This window comes from Leptolyngbya sp. NIES-2104 (assembly GCF_001485215.1).
Lineage (GTDB): Bacteria > Cyanobacteriota > Cyanobacteriia > Leptolyngbyales > Leptolyngbyaceae > Leptolyngbya.
In genome coordinates this window covers 3,780,733-3,797,777 of the sequence record NZ_BBWW01000001.1, presented here as the reverse complement: position 1 = coordinate 3,797,777, position 17,045 = coordinate 3,780,733, and the positions used below count along the sequence as shown (strand labels likewise).

At 49.0% G+C, this 17,045-nt stretch carries 17 protein-coding genes; 10 read left to right on the top strand and 7 right to left on the bottom strand.

The annotated features are described in order from the left end of the window. Window positions 1-2: 2 nt before the first annotated feature. The gene (locus tag NIES2104_RS18005) at window positions 3-1,145 is read right to left on the bottom strand and encodes a sulfate ABC transporter substrate-binding protein (protein WP_058999653.1); all 1,143 of its coding nucleotides are present in this window, start codon (window positions 1,143-1,145) and stop codon (window positions 3-5) included. Between the two features lie 218 nt (window positions 1,146-1,363). Here NIES2104_RS18005 and NIES2104_RS18000 point away from each other — a divergent pair, with 218 nt between their 5' ends. The 4 genes from NIES2104_RS18000 (at window position 1,364) to NIES2104_RS17985 (ending at window position 4,653) form a co-directional block, all read left to right on the top strand. Beyond that, entirely contained in the window at window positions 1,364-2,674 is a 1,311-nt protein-coding gene (locus NIES2104_RS18000; protein ID WP_058999652.1) for a sorbosone dehydrogenase family protein, read from the top strand. A 58-nt stretch (window positions 2,675-2,732) separates the two neighbouring features. Further along, window positions 2,733-3,521 carry a D-alanyl-D-alanine carboxypeptidase family protein gene (locus NIES2104_RS17995; RefSeq protein ID WP_058999651.1) on the top strand — a complete coding sequence of 263 codons (789 nt, stop codon included), beginning with the start codon at window positions 2,733-2,735 and terminating at the stop codon, window positions 3,519-3,521. After that, window positions 3,518-4,195, top strand: coding sequence for a hypothetical protein (locus tag NIES2104_RS17990; protein ID WP_058999650.1), 678 nt, complete (start codon window positions 3,518-3,520; stop codon window positions 4,193-4,195). Before NIES2104_RS17995 ends, NIES2104_RS17990 begins: the two co-directional genes overlap by 4 nt. 71 nt (window positions 4,196-4,266) lie before the next feature. Next, window positions 4,267-4,653, top strand: coding sequence for a VOC family protein (locus NIES2104_RS17985; protein WP_058999649.1), 387 nt, complete (start codon window positions 4,267-4,269; stop codon window positions 4,651-4,653). Window position 4,654: 1 nt separating this feature from the next. Here NIES2104_RS17985 and NIES2104_RS17980 read toward each other — a convergent pair whose 3' ends face one another. The 3 genes from NIES2104_RS17980 to NIES2104_RS17970 are packed head-to-tail and all read right to left on the bottom strand — an operon-like array spanning window position 4,655 to window position 6,143. Continuing rightward, the gene (locus NIES2104_RS17980; RefSeq protein ID WP_058999648.1) at window positions 4,655-5,410 is read right to left on the bottom strand and encodes a HEAT repeat domain-containing protein; all 756 of its coding nucleotides are present in this window, start codon (window positions 5,408-5,410) and stop codon (window positions 4,655-4,657) included. A 10-nt stretch (window positions 5,411-5,420) separates the two neighbouring features. Continuing rightward, window positions 5,421-5,903, bottom strand: a complete 483-nt coding sequence (locus tag NIES2104_RS17975; RefSeq protein ID WP_058999647.1) for an N-acetyltransferase — start codon at window positions 5,901-5,903, stop codon at window positions 5,421-5,423. After that, the gene (locus NIES2104_RS17970; RefSeq protein WP_058999646.1) at window positions 5,904-6,143 is read right to left on the bottom strand and encodes a hypothetical protein; all 240 of its coding nucleotides are present in this window, start codon (window positions 6,141-6,143) and stop codon (window positions 5,904-5,906) included. Between the two features lie 280 nt (window positions 6,144-6,423). Between NIES2104_RS17970 and NIES2104_RS17965 the strand changes: the two genes are divergently transcribed. Both NIES2104_RS17965 and NIES2104_RS17960 read left to right on the top strand, forming a co-directional pair. Beyond that, the gene (locus NIES2104_RS17965) at window positions 6,424-7,605 is read left to right on the top strand and encodes a site-specific integrase (RefSeq protein ID WP_304608006.1); all 1,182 of its coding nucleotides are present in this window, start codon (window positions 6,424-6,426) and stop codon (window positions 7,603-7,605) included. A 1-nt stretch (window position 7,606) separates the two neighbouring features. Next, window positions 7,607-8,230 (top strand): class I SAM-dependent methyltransferase, encoded by a 624-nt coding sequence (locus tag NIES2104_RS17960; protein ID WP_058999644.1) that lies wholly within the window; start codon window positions 7,607-7,609, stop codon window positions 8,228-8,230. Window positions 8,231-8,488: 258 nt separating this feature from the next. Here NIES2104_RS17960 and NIES2104_RS17955 read toward each other — a convergent pair whose 3' ends face one another. After that, window positions 8,489-9,262, bottom strand: a complete 774-nt coding sequence (locus NIES2104_RS17955; protein WP_063270213.1) for an ABC transporter ATP-binding protein — start codon at window positions 9,260-9,262, stop codon at window positions 8,489-8,491. Window positions 9,263-9,621: 359 nt separating this feature from the next. Continuing rightward, entirely contained in the window at window positions 9,622-10,929 is a 1,308-nt protein-coding gene (locus tag NIES2104_RS17950; RefSeq protein WP_082690028.1) for an FtsX-like permease family protein, read from the bottom strand. Between the two features lie 514 nt (window positions 10,930-11,443). Between NIES2104_RS17950 and dnaN the strand changes: the two genes are divergently transcribed. Both dnaN and NIES2104_RS33495 read left to right on the top strand, forming a co-directional pair. Further along, the gene (gene dnaN, locus NIES2104_RS17945) at window positions 11,444-12,577 is read left to right on the top strand and encodes a DNA polymerase III subunit beta (RefSeq protein WP_058999641.1); all 1,134 of its coding nucleotides are present in this window, start codon (window positions 11,444-11,446) and stop codon (window positions 12,575-12,577) included. Between the two features lie 651 nt (window positions 12,578-13,228). Next, window positions 13,229-14,386 carry a putative N-acetylmannosamine-6-phosphate 2-epimerase gene (locus tag NIES2104_RS33495; protein WP_072218096.1) on the top strand — a complete coding sequence of 386 codons (1,158 nt, stop codon included), beginning with the start codon at window positions 13,229-13,231 and terminating at the stop codon, window positions 14,384-14,386. On the opposite strand, the gene NIES2104_RS17935 is transcribed toward NIES2104_RS33495, so the two are convergent. Then, entirely contained in the window at window positions 14,383-15,357 is a 975-nt protein-coding gene (locus tag NIES2104_RS17935; RefSeq protein ID WP_156426985.1) for a hypothetical protein, read from the bottom strand. The two genes, NIES2104_RS33495 and NIES2104_RS17935, sit on opposite strands and share 4 nt — an antisense overlap. 111 nt (window positions 15,358-15,468) lie before the next feature. Between NIES2104_RS17935 and NIES2104_RS17930 the strand changes: the two genes are divergently transcribed. Together NIES2104_RS17930 and NIES2104_RS17925 are read left to right on the top strand one after the other, a co-directional pair. After that, the gene (locus tag NIES2104_RS17930; RefSeq protein ID WP_058999639.1) at window positions 15,469-16,395 is read left to right on the top strand and encodes a metallophosphoesterase; all 927 of its coding nucleotides are present in this window, start codon (window positions 15,469-15,471) and stop codon (window positions 16,393-16,395) included. Continuing rightward, window positions 16,392-17,042 carry a bifunctional 2-polyprenyl-6-hydroxyphenol methylase/3-demethylubiquinol 3-O-methyltransferase UbiG gene (locus NIES2104_RS17925; protein ID WP_058999638.1) on the top strand — a complete coding sequence of 217 codons (651 nt, stop codon included), beginning with the start codon at window positions 16,392-16,394 and terminating at the stop codon, window positions 17,040-17,042. Before NIES2104_RS17930 ends, NIES2104_RS17925 begins: the two co-directional genes overlap by 4 nt. Window positions 17,043-17,045 lie beyond the last annotated feature (3 nt).

The following is a 17,045-nucleotide window of genomic DNA, read 5'->3' as shown; positions in this document are numbered from 1 at the left end:
GTTTACTGTTTCGCGGAGGCTAACGTTTGATCAAACACGCCACCATCTTCAAAGAATTTCTTCTGCGCGGCATCCCAACCGCCAAAGTCCTTGATCGATGCCAAGGTCTCCACTTCAGGTAACTTAGCTGTATCCGCTTTCGCTGCGGAAGCGGCATCGAGCGGACGGAAGCCGAGCTTGAGAAATTCAGCCTGAGCTTCTGGAGTAAACAAGTATTTCACAAATGCTTCTGCGACTTCGCGAGTGCCGTGTTTATCCACGTTCTTATCCACGATCGCGATCGGAGTATCGATCGAAATATTCGTGTCCGGAGCCACATAATCAAGCTGTTCACCTTTCTGCTTGGCGAGAATCACTTCATTCTCATATTGAATCAGCGCATCACCTTGACCTTGCTTCGAGAACGCATCGGTCGCTTCACGCGCATCTTTCGCCAACACTGCTACGTTTTTGTAAGCCTGCGCCACAAATTCTTTTGCTTTAGCTTCATCGTTGTTGTTCCGCTTCAGTGCATCGTTCCACAGCACCAAGAAGTTCCAACGTGCACCGCCCGAAGTTTTCGGATCAGGAGTCACCCACTTCACGTCGCTGCGAGTTAGATCTTGGAAGGTCTTAATTCCTTTGGGATTGCCAGGACGAGTCACGATCGCGGCAACTGTCTTCGCAACCGTTCCATTGTTCGGTGCTTTAGTTTCCCAATCAGCATTTACTAGTCCTGCTTTCACCAGCTTTCCAGTATCCGCTGCTAATGCCAAGTGAGTAATGTCTGCTTCCAAACCGTCAATGATCGCACGAGTTTGAGAACCGGAACCGCCGTAGCTCTGCTTGAAGGTCACGTTCTGACCTTTATCGCGTTTCCACTGCTCGACAAACTTTGGAATAATTGCATCATGAGCCGCCTTCGGAATCGCGTATCCCACGAGCGTTAATTCGACATCTCGGCTCTGATTTGCAACCGGACTCGCGTTTCCTCCAGCCGTTGGATTTGAAGCATTATTACCACTGCTGCACGCTGCGATCGCAAAACTCAGCGTCGCTCCGACCACAAACAGCGAAACCGACTTTCTCAACGACTGCTTCGCCCATATCCTCTGAAATGCCTGAGCAAATCTCGCCCAATCGATCTCAAACCGCCAACCTCTCATATGCTCTCCTTCGTTCTACGGTTTCTCACTGGTGTTGCCGTATTTTTCACGACCTTCATCCTATCGAGGAATGTCAAAGATCGCAATAAGTATCTCCGATTTCTTGAGCGATTTACGCGGTTTTGTAATGAAATAGTTAGAAAGATCTACTCTCCCAAGGATGTCAGATTTGATTTCAGTCTGTACTCTAGTAGCAAGTTACCTGCCTCTCTTGCCCCATGCTGACTCGTTTTTCTAAAGGTGCGATCGCTGCACTGTTCGCGATCGCGACGTTGAGTTCCTGTACGGCTCCGGCTTCTCAAAGCACGTCCGAACCGCATTCGGCACAAGCCTCCACACCAAACCGCAACATCCGCACAGAAGTTCTCAACCCCGAACCGATTCGCATTGACCTCGCCCAACTCCCTCAACCGAATGAGTCGAATACCGCCTCCAAACCGCCTACAGTCGTTCCGGTTCCTGATAATCCCATTCTTAGAGTTCCAGTTGGCTTTACTGTCAATGTGTTTGCAGAAGGACTCGATCGACCCCGTTGGCTGACGCTGGCTCCCAATGGTGATGTTCTCGTGACCGAAACTCGCAGAAATCAGATCACCCGCTTGCAGCATCGAGACGGCGCGGTTTTTAGCCGTAGACCCTTCGCCACCGCTGAAAACGGCTTAAATTTACCCTTTGGAATGACCTTTGCGGGCGACTCGTTTTATGTCGCGAATACCGATGCCGTGTTGCGATTCCCCTATGCGAACGATCGCATTTCAGGACGCGGTGAAAAAATCGCGGAACTTCCCGGACAAGGCTACAACCAGCACTGGACGAGAAACGTGGTCACTTCTCCCGATGGACAAAGATTATTCGTTTCAATCGGATCTCGATCGAATGCCGATGAAGAACCATTACCCAGAGCTTCAGTTCAGGTGATGAACTTAGACGGCAGCGATCGACGCACCTTCGCTTCTGGTTTACGTAATCCCGTTGGACTCGACTTTAATCCAGCTACCGGAGCACTTTTCGCCACAGTCAACGAACGGGATCAGCTTGGAGATGGACTCGTTCCTGATTATCTCACTCAAGTCGATGAAAACGCCTTCTACGGTTGGCCCTATGCCTATCTCACCCCCGATCGACTCGATCCCCGACATGTAAAAGAAAATGGAAAAAGCACCCGTCCCGATCTCGCCGCCAAAACGCGCACCCCAGATGTTTTATTTGAGGCGCATTCTGCCGCATTAGGACTACGTTTTTACACCGGAAACACCTTCCCAGAAAAATATCGAAATGGAGCCTTCGTTGCGTTCCGGGGATCGTGGAATCGCTCTTCAGGAACCGGGTATAAACTTGTATTCGTCCCCTTCAGCGACGGTCGCCCCACCGGACAATATGAAGATTTTCTCACCGGATTTTTGCTCGATCCGAAAGCTCCCACCACTTGGGGTAGACCCGTTGGTTTATTGGTTCTCAACGATGGCAGTCTCATCTTCACCGATGAAGCCAATAATCGAATTTACCGCGTTCAATATACTGGCAAATAACATTCGATCGCTCATTCGCCTGAGATACTAAATAAAGTGAAGTTGAGGAGATGACCGTTTGAGTAACACAAGCCCACCCGGAAAACCTCCGCAAGATCCCCCCACCTTTGAAGACATCCCGATCGCAGAACGTGAAACCGTCGTCGAAACGGTGCAAAAACCGCGCTCACTGACCTGGCTTTGGTGGCTCGGTGGACTCAGCGCGATCGCACTTCTTTCTATTGGCGGTTGGTTTGCGTATCAAGCCGCTCAAACTCGCCCGCCCGAAGTCAGCTCCTCTCCAAGCCCGATCGCGTCTACCTCTCCTTCACCGTCTAGCGATGGGCGATTGCTCAATCACTTCCCCTACGAAGAAGCCCCCCAATCCGAGCTAGAAGCGATCACAGCCGATGGCGGTATCAGAATGCGAATTCCCGCCGCAAGAGCATTTAAGGAAATGTCAGAAGCGGCAAGCGCAGCAGGTATCGCACTCAATCCCTTGTCTGGATTCCGTTCGGTAAAAGAACAAGAGCAAGTTTACTTCGATGTCAAAGCAGAACGTGAACAAACCCCGCAAGAACGGGCACTCGTGAGTGCTCCTCCAGGACACAGCGAACACCACACCGGATACGCGATCGACATCGGAGACGGCAACGTCCCCGCCACTAATCTCAGTCCCGATTTCGACCAAACCGCTGCTTTCAAATGGCTCCAAAACAACGCCGCCCGCTATAACTTTGAGATGTCATTTCCCAAAGGTAACAAGCAAGGCGTAACGTATGAACCGTGGCACTGGCGATTTGTCGGAGATAAAAACAGTCTAGAAACCTTCTACCGCGCCAAAGAATTCAAACCCGCCTCACCATGAACGAAACCGCTTTGAATCTCGTTGCGATCGCCATCTTCACGATGACCCTCTCAACGCTCCTCAGTCCCCTACTACACATTTCCCCTGCGATTCCCGCACTCGCAACCTTCAGCATTCTCGGACTCGCCACCCTCGATTCATTTCAATGGCAAGGCAAATTCGGCTCGATCGCGCTCGATTGGTTTGCTCGATTCTCTCCTGAATATCGCGATCGCGTTCTACGCCACGAAGCCGGACATTTTCTTACCGCCCAACAGCTCGAAATTCCCGTCGTCGGCTACACCCTCAGCGCGTGGGAAACCTTTCGACAAGGACAATCCGGGCAAGGCGGCGTACAATTCGACACCCAAGAACTCGAAGCCGAATTAAAGCAAGGCAAGCTATCGGCTCAATTAGTCGAGCGCTATTGTACGGTTTGGATGTCGGGAATTGCAGCAGAACAGATTGCGTACGGCACTTCTCAAGGCGGAAACGACGATCGCCAAAAATTCCGCGAGACTCTGACTAAATTAGGCATTCCCGCTTCCGAACTCCCGCAGCGAGAAAGACTCTCGATTCTGAGAGCCAAAGAACTGTTGCAAAATCATCAATCAGCGTATGAAGCATTAGTTGAGGCGTTACGGGAGAAACAATCGATCGAACAATGCTACAGCGCAATCCAGAGCGCGAAATAAAGCTAACCCTTGCTTAATTCGAGCGCATGTACTAATCTTGCTTCAATTGATTTTCATCCAGGAGGAACAAGATGAAATTCGCCTATACGATTCTCTATGTGCAGAATGTTCCTGAATCCGTCACCTTCTACGAGAAAGCATTCAGCTTAAAACCGCGCTTCATTCATGAGAGCAATCAATATGCTGAAATGGAAACGGGTGGAACAGCACTCGCGTTTGCTGCGATCGACCTTGCCCAATCGAACTTACCCAAAGGATTCTTACCCAACAGTCGATCGACTCCTCCAGCAGGAATCGAAATCGGATTAGTTTCAGAGGATGTGCCCGCCGCTTTTGACCAAGCCATACAAGCGGGAGCGATCGCAGTTGTCGAACCCAAAATAAAACCTTGGGGACAAATTGTAGCTTATGTACGAGACCTAGACGGCATTCTGGTTGAAATATGTAGCCCGATTTAAATCAAAACCAATCTTCCTGCTCCAGCGTCTCAATCACTTGCAACCCGCGTGCATCGCCAACCTTCAACATCGAAGATTTCGCATCCTCGCGCACTCCGGTATCCTCATCCTCCGCAAACGCTTCGATCAAAGCATCGATCGCAGTTGCATACACCACATTCGAGGGCATTTCCCGACACAATTCACCCAGCGACCAAGCGCAATTACTCCGAATCGCCGCCACCGGATCACGCCGCAGCCCTTCAATTAAAGGCGGAACCGCAGCCACGATCGTGTCATATCCCAAACTCGCCATCTGCGCTAGAGAACTCGCTGCCCACAGACGCACCGCAGAAATATCGTTCTTCACCGCATCCGTGAGCGTATTGAGCGATCGACGATCGCGACAATTCCCCAATGCCCAAACAATCCCCTTCCGCACGTACCCATTCCAATCCTGGTTATAGCGATCGATCAGCGGTTCTACCGCATCCGGACTTGGATTTCGTCCCAACGCATACGCCGCACTCACCCGCACCAACGGACAAGGATCGCTCAACAAATTGATCAACTGCGGAATCGCTCGATCGTCTTGAATATCACAAAACACCCGCGCCGCCAACATTCGCTGTTGAATATCCGATGCCATCAGTAGCGGAAGCATCTCATCGGGATCAGGTTTCGGCGCAACCTCATCTTCGATCGCAGGAATTTCGTCTAACGGATCGGCTAAATCAGCTTCAATATCTAAAACTTTTAATTCGTCGTCGCTATACATAGGTCTTATCTTATTCAGCATTCTCGATCGATTTGGTCATCCACCGCGACTGAGTTTCATAACCCAAAGCGCGATAAAGTCCCAAGGCAGGCAAATTCGTTTCAAACACTTGCAGCCCGATTTGTCGATCGCCGCGTGATTTTGCCCATGTTTCAGCGTAGCGCACTAGCGCCGCTCCAACGCCCTTTCGTCGATGATCTGGCATCACATACAGTAATAAAATATGCGCCTGTCTATCCCCCGTTCCTTGATCGATCGCGCTTCCTAGCCACAATCCAGCTACCGGATTCCATTGCGCTTCGTTGGATTTCTGCACCCACCACAGCGGCGTTTCTGGAGACAAAAATCGATGAACGGCATGCTCAAGATAGGGAAACTCGCCCCCCGGAAACAGTTCAGCGTAAGTCCGGTGCATAAAATTCAAAAGTCGATCGCGTTCCTTGGTTCCACCAGAACCACGATCGAGCCGATATCCTTCCACCCACTCTGTCATTTATAGCTGTGCTGGGTCGTTGGGCAAACCTTGAATAAACGGAGCAAGGCTCGGAGGCAATCCTGCAACCGCAGCATCATCCGGAGTTTGAGCCTTATCGCTTGTCGGATTCGCCTCTTCGATCGGGGCGGGCGCTGCCATATCATTCGGTAGAAAAATTCGTGCACTCACGACCACAAGCGAGAACACAAACACTAAAACGACGATCAGCGGGGCGATGTATTGACGGAAAAAAGCCATAATTTTGTGCAGGGGCGATCGCGGATAGACTCAGAACTTCACCAAACGTTGTAAAGCTCCCTATTCTTATCCTAACCTGAGTTCGGGTTAAGAAATGAGGCGCATACGCCTGGGCGAGTTCTATTTGCCAAGCACCTAACCTTATCCCGAACTCAGGTTAAGGTATATGTGACAAGTATCAAGATATTGAGGAGCCGTGTGAACTGAAAGACCTTCAAGCACGGTTTTGAAGACCAGCGGGGTTGGTGACAATCTCGCTGAGTTTAATCAATGTATCAAGTTGACTTTTTTGTACCGCTTACCGATGGCAGATTTAGCGGCATTAGATGCCCGAATTGTTCAACTCAATCAGCGTCTCAAGATGGCTCAATTGGGTCTACAAGTGGAACGTCGAGGCGTGAAATTGGCACTTAGAGGAACATTGCCACCGCGTCCAGACAGTTCTCGATTGCGTCCTTATCAGCAGAGACTAAGTCTAGGAATTCCGGCAACTCCCGCAGGGCTGAAACAGATTGAACAAGAAGCAAAAATCGTCGCGGCGCAGTTAATTCAGAACAAGTTTGATTGGCGAGAATATCTCACATTTACCGATGGAAAACGATTAAGTCAGCAAACCTTGAATCAGCAAATTGCTGCATTCGAGCAATATTTTTTCGAGCAACCAGAACGATCGATCAATCCCGCATCCACGAAAACCACTTGGACGAGTGCGTATGCGCCCTACTTGAGAAAGTTAAGCGCGATCGCTGCCGATTCTCCATCTTTAACGCTGACTGAAGTGATTTATAAAACGATCGATGCGACGAAAAATCATTCCCGCAGCCGCCAACTCTGTTGTACAACTCTGAGCGCGTTTGCCGAATTTCTCAACTTAGCGCTGCCGAAAGATTTGAAAACGCTTTCGGGTCGCTACGGGGCAAGTCAGACTCAGATGCGTCAATTGCCTTCGGATGATGAGATTTTAGCGATTTGGGCAACGATTCCGAATTCGGCTTGGCAGTTTGTTTATGGCATGATGGCAACCTTTGGGCTGAGAAATCATGAGGTGTTTTACTGTAATTTAAGCGGCTTGAACAAGGGGGAAACCTCGATCGAAGTTTTGCCCACGACGAAAACCGGAAGTCACCAAGTGTGGGCATTTCACCCTGAATGGATCGAGGCGTTTAACTTGCGTGATGTTCAATTGCCGTCTGTTGAAACCGATTTAAGTAAAACCACATTGCAGCAAGTTGGAAAACGAGTCACGACGCAATTTCACCGCTATGAGTTGCCCTTTTCTCCTTATGACTTGCGTCATGCTTGGGCAGTCAGAACGATTCACATCGGGCTATCTGACACGGTTGCTGCGAAGATGATGGGGCATTCGGTACTGGTGCACACGCGAACGTATCATCAGTGGATTACGCAGCGAGATCAACAGCTTGCAGTCGATAATGCACTGAGAAGGCTGAAAGGGGATTGAAATGGCAACGATTTTAAGAGATTGGAGTTATCAGTATCAGTGGTTGTATGACGGGATTTCGAGGGTGGCGGCGTTGAGTGTGGGCGGAGAAGCTCGATTTCGACAGTTGGCACTGGAGGAATTATCGATCGAGCCTGAGACTAACGTGCTCGATCTTTGTTGTGGAAGCGGACAGACAGCGCAATTTTTAGTCAAGCGATCGCACCATGTCACCGGATTAGATGCGTCGCCGCTCTCGATTCGTCGAGCAAAACAGAATGTTCCAGAAGCTGAATACGTTGAAGCGTTTGCGGAAAAAATGCCGATCGAGGATTGCTCATTTGATTTAGTTCACACCAGTGCAGCGATGCACGAAATGGGAGTGGATCAACTGCGGCAAATTTTGCAAGAAGTGTATCGGGTTTTGAAACCGGGTGGCGTGTTTGCAATGGTTGATTTTCATCAGCCAACAAATCCAATTTTTATTCCTGGATTGGCGATCTTTTTCTGGTTGTTTGAGACAGAAACGGCATGGCAATTAATCAAAATAAACCTTGAAGAATTGTTGCAAGAAATTGGATTTCAAGTGCAGCGATCGCGGCTTTATGCAGGCGGAAGTTTACAAGTAATTCAGGCACGAAAATAATAAGAGCGCTGCCGACTTGGTAGCGCTCTTACTGGTTTAGATAGGGTTATGAAAAAGCAGTGGCTTTTCCCGATAATTCGGTTTCGTTATAGGAGGCAATCATAGAAACAGCGGGTGAGCGGTTCGCTTTTCAAGAAGTCTTTGCTGCGTTTCGCTCACATGAATAAACTATCAAGTTCTACCAGCAAAGTCGATCTACCTGAAGATAGGTTGTTGGTTTTTCATCAAAAAAGCGGGCTTAATTTCCCGCTTCCTGAATCATCGAGTTAGGGTTTCTCGAAATCGATCGATTTCCGATCGTCCATCCCTCTGTAAAATTCCATCTTCCAAATAAGCAATATGATCTGCAACATCGGCAATTCGTGGATCGTGTGTCACAATCAGCACCGTCCGCCCTTTCTCTTTCGCTAGCGATCGTAGAAGTTCGATCACTGCATGACCGTTATGAGAATCGAGCGCCGCTGTCGGTTCATCCGCCATAATGAGCGACGGATTGCCTGCCAGCGCACGAGCAATCGCGACTCGCTGCTTTTGTCCACCGGAAAGATCTCTCGGAAGTTGCTTCGCTCGATCGGCAAGTCCCACTTGATTCAATAGCTCTAACGCTTCCTTGCGGGCTGCGGTTCCTCGAATGCCTTTGAGATTGAGCGCAACTTCAATGTTCTCGATCGCGCTCAGGGCGGGAAATAAATTAAAGCCTTGAAAAATGAAGCCAATGTTATTGAGTCGGAACTGAGCTAGTTTTGCACTAGAGAGCTTGGCAATGTCTTGACCCATCAGGCGAACTGAACCCCCTGTCGGAGTCAGAATTCCCGCCAGGATTGACAGGAGCGTCGTTTTACCCGACCCAGACGGACCCATGAGAAGCTGAATGTCGCCATAGCGCACCGTCAACTCCACCTGGCGCAATGCTTGATAGCGCTCGCCCCCGGTCTGGTACACCATCTCCACCCCACCAGCAGCGATCGCTTTATCTGTCCAATCCAAGCTGTTTGAGCCGGGTTCGATCTCCCGACTCTCAGCGCGAAACATCAAATCTATCGAGGTTGCAGTCATTCGTTTAACAGACGGTAGGAAAACAGTTTATGAGAAAGGGTGTGTGGGGAGCAGTATCAAAACGTTCCAATCATTCATGACTTCAAGCGTAGGTGACTAAACTCCAGACGAATTGCACCAGACCCTAACTTTAGTGAGTCAAGACAGGCGTTTCATCCCCTGTGGGATTAGACCTTACGTTTATTTTAGAAGTTCAAATTCTGCTATGGGATGAATTCATGTGACAGATGTGTGAACGATTGTCGTGCATTTGGATTGAGAAAGATTTCTATCCATGTGCAGATGCGTAAAGATAATTCAAAATTTTACGCTGATCTTCGCAGTTTCCAGCAAGCTCATGCTTTAAACACGATCGCGGGATCAACTCTGGTCACTTTTTGCACCGCAAATAGGGCAGATCCAACGCACATCACGACGGTTAAGACGAAGATTCCGACTCCAGTCGCAGGTGTGATTAGAATCATGATGCCATTCGAGGCTTGCGTCCACGCACCCAAACCAAGACACAGAGCAATGCTGGGAAGATATCCCAAGACCGCCATCCAAAGCGCTTGTTCTAGAATCACGCTGTAGATTACCCAGTTTGACGCACCCATCGCTTTGAGAGTTCCAAACTCGCGAATATGGTCAGAAACCGATGAGTAAAGGATTTGACCGACGATGACCATTCCGACGATAAAGCCGACGGTGGCACCGAGTCCAAGCACAAAGCCGACTCCGGTTCGAGTGGTCCAGTAGGAGCGGGTGAGGTCGGCAATTTCGGCTTGGGTAAACACGCGGGTATTGGGTAAGGCAGATTTGAGCCGCTGTCTGAGTTGGTCAAGATCTTCGCCCGGTTTGGCGCGGATCAGGACGAATGAAATGGGATCTTGCACGTTGACGCGACGCGGTGGAGGGGGATTCGGTTCGGGGTCGCCAAATTTGGGTGTTTGATTCAGGCAGTCGATTCTGCCGCTAGAGTCGGTTTTGCAGGTGATGCCAGTGTCTGAGCCGCCAAGACCGTAAGCGTTGGCATTTTCTAGAGAAGTGTAGATAAATGCGCTCGATGCGATCGATTGAGTGTCTTGTGTCTTTCCAACAAATCGGGCGGGGAGCGCGTTAAAAGCTCCGATCGTTGCGCGATCGTTTAATTGCTTTAATCCCAACCCTTTCAAACTATTTGCATCAACAATCACTGAATACGGCTGATTCAAATCTGAAAGCTTGCCTTGTGTGACTTGCCAACCTGCGAACATGCGACTATTTGGATCAAAGCCGTAGATCCGAATCGGGCTAATTTTGCCGTTACTATCGCGCCAAATGCTCGATCGAATCATTAGAGCTTCGGCTCGATCGACTCCCGCCACTTTTTGAGCTTCTTCTACGCGTTGAGCGGGCATCGGTGAAGACAATTCGAGATGCACGATATCTTGTGAGGCGACCCAGAGATCGGCACTGGACTGATCGACCAGGCGAGCGGTTGATCGGCTGAAGCCTCGAAGAATGCCGATTTGGATGGTGACGAGGCTAACGGCGAAAACGATTCCAGCTTGGGCGACGATAAACCGGGGGATATCTTCAAAGAGGTTTTTACGGGCGATCGATGCCATAGGACGGAGGGTGGAGGAAGTGCGCGAGGCGGAGCGATTGAGACTGGCGGTCATATCACAAGCAATTACAGTAAATGTTATGACCAATCGGTGGGTTTGACGTTCCCTTTTTGCGAGTGCAACCTCACTTTCTCCTAAAAAGGATGCAATAAAGGCTGGGCTAATATGATTCCGAGAAACTGATTATTTCTGCTTATCGATTCAGTTCGGACTGTGGAAAACCGCATCGTTCCTGTGGAAAAACTGTGAAAAACCTGTCGAAAACCTCGATCGATCTGCGGAAATTCCGAATCTTTCCACAGCCTGAGTCAAAGTTTTCCACAGGGCACGATCGCGCTTCGTCCGCAAAAATCGCCTTTTGCTAAGTTTTCCACATTTTCCACAAGTCGTACAATAGTACTGAAGACAATGATTTTTTCATCAGAATCGATCTATTCTGCAAAGAGTGTTAATATGCTCAAACGCCATCAAAAACGCTAGATGTAGGGTTAAAACTTCAAAGATTCGCCTTATATAGAGTACGTCTCGCTTTTCCACAGCTTTCTTGTCCCATACTCCGGCAACTTCTATGAAACTGGTCTGCGCCCAAACTCACCTCAACTCCCACTTATCGCTGGTTAGTCGTGCGGTTGCTTCGCGCCCCAGCCATCCGATTCTTGCCAACGTTCTACTAAAAGCGGACAGTGCAAGCCAGCGCGTGATTCTCAGCGCTTTCGATCTCAGCTTGGGCATTCAAACAAGCTTTCCAGCCCAAGTCGAAACTGGTGGCGTTCTCACGCTTCCCGCAAAACTGCTGAACGACATTGTATCGCGATTAGCTGATGGTGATATTACGATCGAAAGCGATATCGATGCCAATCACATCACGACCATTACTTCAGCATCAGGACGCTATCAGGTTCGCGGAATGGGAGCTGAAGAGTTTCCTGAACTACCGAAGATCGACGAAGGGGAGCAGACTCAGTTGGCAGCCGATCGCTTAGTCGATGGTCTACGCGGATCATTGTTCGCGGCAAGTGCGGACGAAACGAAGCAGGTCTTGACGGGTGTACATGTCAGTATGCAGCAGGATGGTTTGGAGTTTGCAGCCACTGATGGACATCGATTGGCAGTCGTCACAACCGTTGAAGAAGATGCTCCAGAAGCAGAGACGCATCTGGATGTGACGGTTCCAGCGAAAGCGCTTCAGGAGTTGATGAAAATGCTCGATCGCCAAAATGGAAATGCGATCAATGTGCAATTTGATCAAGGTCAAGTGGTGTTCGAGTGGACGGATCAGCGTCTGACGAGCCGCCTGTTAGAAGGACAATATCCGAACTATCGTCAGCTTGTTCCGCGTCAATTTACGCATCAGATGACTATCGATCGACGAGCGTTTCTTAGTGCGTTGGAGCGGATTTCAGTGTTAGCTGACCAGAAAAATAACATTGTAAAAGTGCAGCTTGATCCCATCACTGAGCAGCTTACTTTGTCGGTGGATGCTCAAGATGTCGGCAGTGGACGAGAAGCAATTCCAGCTCAGATTTCTGGAGAAGGGATGGATATTGCGTTTAACGTTCGGTACTTGCTCGATGGACTGAAAGCAATCAACAGCACAGAAGTTCAGATGCAGTTGAATACGGCAACGAGTCCAGTTGTCTTGTCGCCGTTGGGTAACTTGAAGATGACTTATCTCGTAATGCCTGTTCAGGTTCGGTCTTAGAGGGTGTTTGAAAAGTATAAAAAGTTTCTTCGCTTCGATTGCCTCCCGCCCTGAAATAAATTTCGGGCTAATGGTGGAAAGTCTACTGAAATAGACTAGGAGCTATTTTCAAGTTCTTAGTCCATTTCAATGGACTTGCGCCGATTAGCCCGAAATTCATTTCAGGGCGGGACGCTGCAACGAACGACAACTTTTCAAACATCCTCTTAGCTATCAGTTGCAAATCCGCTAAAGCAAATCCTGGATGTACCAGAAGCTACCCGCTTTTACACACCAGGATTTTTTTGGTGAAGTTTGTATAGCAAGAAGCCTTCTAAACTCTCCGGATTCACAGATAATTTAGTGATAAAAGAGGATTTACATCCTTTGCTTGTGATTAATTACTGGCAAAAAATAGAGTATAAAACTTGAGTTCTTGAGAAGAATTGATTGGATTAAATTTTGTTTAAATCAATTCCTATCTTGATGCTTTAAGTTTTTAAGCCTGAAATAAGAATGTGTTATTAAACAGCTTTTACCAAAAACAAGGAATCAGAAATTTGATTAAACACCGAGGTCAGTTTAATATCAATACGCTGGTAAAGAACTGCACAAAACTTCTTCTGGTTAATCTGATTAAATACTGTGATATCAAAGGTAGCAATTTAATTTATGACAAAAGATTTCGCCCAGCTTCTAAAGATACTTGAATATGGGTTGATTGTCTCTTGTCAAGCCCCATCCGAATCTCCGCTTCGTCATCCTCAAATCATTGCCGCGATCGCGGAAGCTGCGCTGATGCAAAACGCAGCCGCCGTCCGAATTGATACACCAGAACACATCGCCGCCGTTCGCCAATGCACAACCGCCCCAATCCTTGGACTGTGGAAACAAGCGATTCTGCACTCTGAAGTGTACATCACTCCAAAATTTGAACACGCGATCGCGATCGCCGAAGCGGGAGCCGACTTGATCGCGATCGATGCGACTTTACGCGATCGCCCTGAATCCGTAGCAAGTTTAATCGATCGCATTCATACGGAACTTCAGAAGCCCGTGGTGGCAGATGTTGATAGTTTAGAAGCTGCGATCGCTGCGGCTGAAGCGGGAGCTGATTTGATTGCAACAACACTCTACGGCTATACCAAAGAAACCGAGGAACACTCGCCGCCCGGATTTGATCTTTTGAGCCAAGTTGCTGAAAAGCTGAGTGTTCCAGTCCTTTGTGAAGGTGGAATTGCAACTCCTGAGATGGCAAGACAGGCGCTCGATTTAGGAGCATTTGCGGTTGTCGTTGGAACGGCGATTACGGGAATTGAAGCTCAGGTGCAAGCGTTCGATCGCGCTCTGCGTCATAAGCTGCCCGCACTACTCGTCGATCACAATGAGACTTATCACTTTGCGATGTTCTCTCAGGAGCATCCGTCTTATCGAGGGTATGTACGATCGAAATTACGGCAGTACAACACCGAAAGCGCTTTTAGGGATGGATTGTTTGAACAGGGAGCGCTACGGGGCATACCGTTAGAGATTTTTCTGTTGGACGATCGACAAAAGATCAGAGCGGGATTGGTGGGGTTGACTCGCTGGAATTGGCTGTTGATTGAAACACTTTGGGTTGAAGAATCGCTGCGCCATCAAGGATTTGGTAAACGATTGATGCATTTAGCAGAACAGGAAGCCAAACAGCGGGGATGCACCGAGGCGATTTTGGATACGTTTAGTTTTCAGGCGAAGGGATTTTACGAGAAGTTGGGCTATGAAATGTTTGCCCAGGTCGATGATTATCCGTCAGGCTATAGTTTCTTTCAGTTAAAAAAAGAGTTCTAAACGGCTTTGCGCTGGAGAATGATCATCGAGTCACCCACGATCGGCGGACGGGCGATCAAAGCTCCTTGAGCATCGGTGATTTCAAGTTTGGGTAGCTCGATCGATTGTGATTTCTCCCAGAGTTCATTCGCAAATCGGTCTTGCTGATCTGAACTAAATCGATACCAATCTTCGGACACACGAACTTTGAGTCGATCGCGATCGATCTGCGGTTCAACTGAGGTGACTAACCCGCCAATAAAGCGATCGCTAATTTCCATCACTTGCGTCTGAATCGCGGCGATCTGTTTTTGTTCTGGAGTGAGTTCTGGCTCCGGAGACGGTTCAGGAGATAGCTCTACAATCGGTTCAGGACTCGGTTCGACCACAGGAGGAACTTCTGCGATCGGTTCTTCTACAGGTGCTTCTATGATTGGTTCTTCGACGGGAATTTCTGCAACAGGTTCTTCAATTACGGGAGCCGAGACGACTTCAAGCGCGGTTTCGGGAGCAGAAAGATCAGTCGGAAATTGGGTCGGTTCAGCGGGAATCGTGACGGGGGGACGAGTCGCAACTTGAACAGGTTGAGCAGGTTTTGAAGAAAAGAGCGAAGATGTGAACCAGAAGAGAACGACGATCGAGCCGATCAAAATGCCGCTGAGCGTACGATCGCCGAATTTGCCGTTTAGATCGGCAGGAAGTCGATCTCGAATCAGCGTCAGTAGCTTTTTCCAAAGCGGGGCGACTCGTTCGAGCGCGAACGCGAAGCGCGCTGCAAGCATCGTGGCTCCGGTTGTGATTTTCAATAAGAGCGGATTTGGTTCTTGAGCGGATTCGAGACGAGTGGCGGCTTGTTCGAGAAAGCGACTGGTTGACCGAAGCGTCCCGATCGTCCCCGTTCTCAGGGTTTCGAGAAATTTTGTTGCAGTCGCTTGCGATCGTGTCACACTGGACTGGGATTCTGTGGGTGAATTAGCGTCTGGTTGTGACATTGATGTTATCTCCTCGACAAAAGAAAGCCCGTTGAGTCTAGTAAAGTGAAAAGCGATCGCATCATCAATCTATCATTTGTCGATCGTACTGTTGTTTAAGAACAAATCTGTATGAGCTTAAAGCGTCGTCAACTTCTGGTGTTAGGAGGATTAGGTTCTCTGGGGCTTGCCGTTGCTGGAAAAACCCTGAGTCGCCCGTCTGAGCAAATTTCTGGGATGCCGCAAACGGTTTCTGAACTGCCCAAACCAGCAAGGAAAGAATTGATGCTGCGATTTGCAGCGGTCGCGGATTCGGGAGCGGGCGATCGCAATCAGTTGGCATCCGCGAATGCAATGGTACAGTATCACCGCAAGAATCCGTATTCGTTAGTCACGCTAGCAGGCGATAACATTTATAACAGCGGTGAAATGGAGCGGATTGGCGTTGCATTTGAAGAACCGTATGCGCCGCTATTGAGTCAGAATGTGCGTTTTCGGGCTTGTCTCGGTAATCATGACATCCGTACAGAAAACGGTGATCCACAGGTGCAGTACGCGAATTTCAACATGAACGGTCGCTACTATACTTACCGCGAGAAAGATGTCCAGTTCTTTGTGTTGGATACGAATGTCAATGCAGACTGGAAGGATCAAATGGCTTGGCTCGATGCTGAATTAGGACGTAGCACTGCACCTTGGAAAATTGTGTACGGGCATCATCCAATTTATTCATCTGGACATTACGGAACCGATGCTGTGATGGTTCAGAAGTTTTCGCCGTTGTTCAAGAAGCATCAGGTTCAGCTTTATATCAACGGGCACGAACATCACTATGAGCGATCGGCTTCGATCGAGGGCACGACGTATTTAGTGACGGGCATCGGAGGCGCAAGTTTGCGTCCGGTCGGTCGATCGAAGATGACGGAATATTCAGTGTCTCGCTATGGATTTAGCGCGATCGAGGTGTATCCGGATCATCTGAAGATCGAGGGCATCGGGGCGGATGGATTAGTCTTCGATCGTGGAGTCATCGCAAGACAAGCAAAAATCGCAGTATGACGGATGCCTACAGCCGAACGGTTCAACTCTCAACGGAAGCCATTCAAAACGGCGATCCGTTGGGATGGTTTGAAACACTTTATGCGACTGCAAACGGTGATCCGGCTGCGGTTCCTTGGGCGCGGTTAACTCCGAATGCGATGGTGTTGGACTGGTTGGAGCGGGGATTAATTCGGGGTAAGAGCGCGGTCGTGATCGGTTGCGGTTTGGGCGATGATGCAGAAGAACTCGCAAAACGGGGATTAGACGTGACTGGGTTTGATATTTCGGAGAGTGCGATCGCTTGGTGTCATCAGCGCTTTCCAAATTCGTCGGTCACTTATGAAGTTGCTGATTTGTTCGCAATCCCTGATGCCTGGAAAGGGGCGTTTGACTTTGTGTTGGAGTCTTACACGATTCAAGCGATGCCACCTGAATTACGAGCGAAAGCGATTCCAAAGATTGCCCAATTGGTTACGCGATCGGGACAGTTATTAGTAATTTGTCGTGGTCGAGAGCCAGAGCAAGCTTTAACAGATGTTCCATTTCCGTTAACTAAGGCAGAATTAGCGGGATTCGAGCAAGCTGGACTGTCTCAGGTGGAATTTGAGGATTTTGCTGAACCGGGAACGGTACGGCGATTTCGGGTGTTATACGAGCGAGGATAAGAA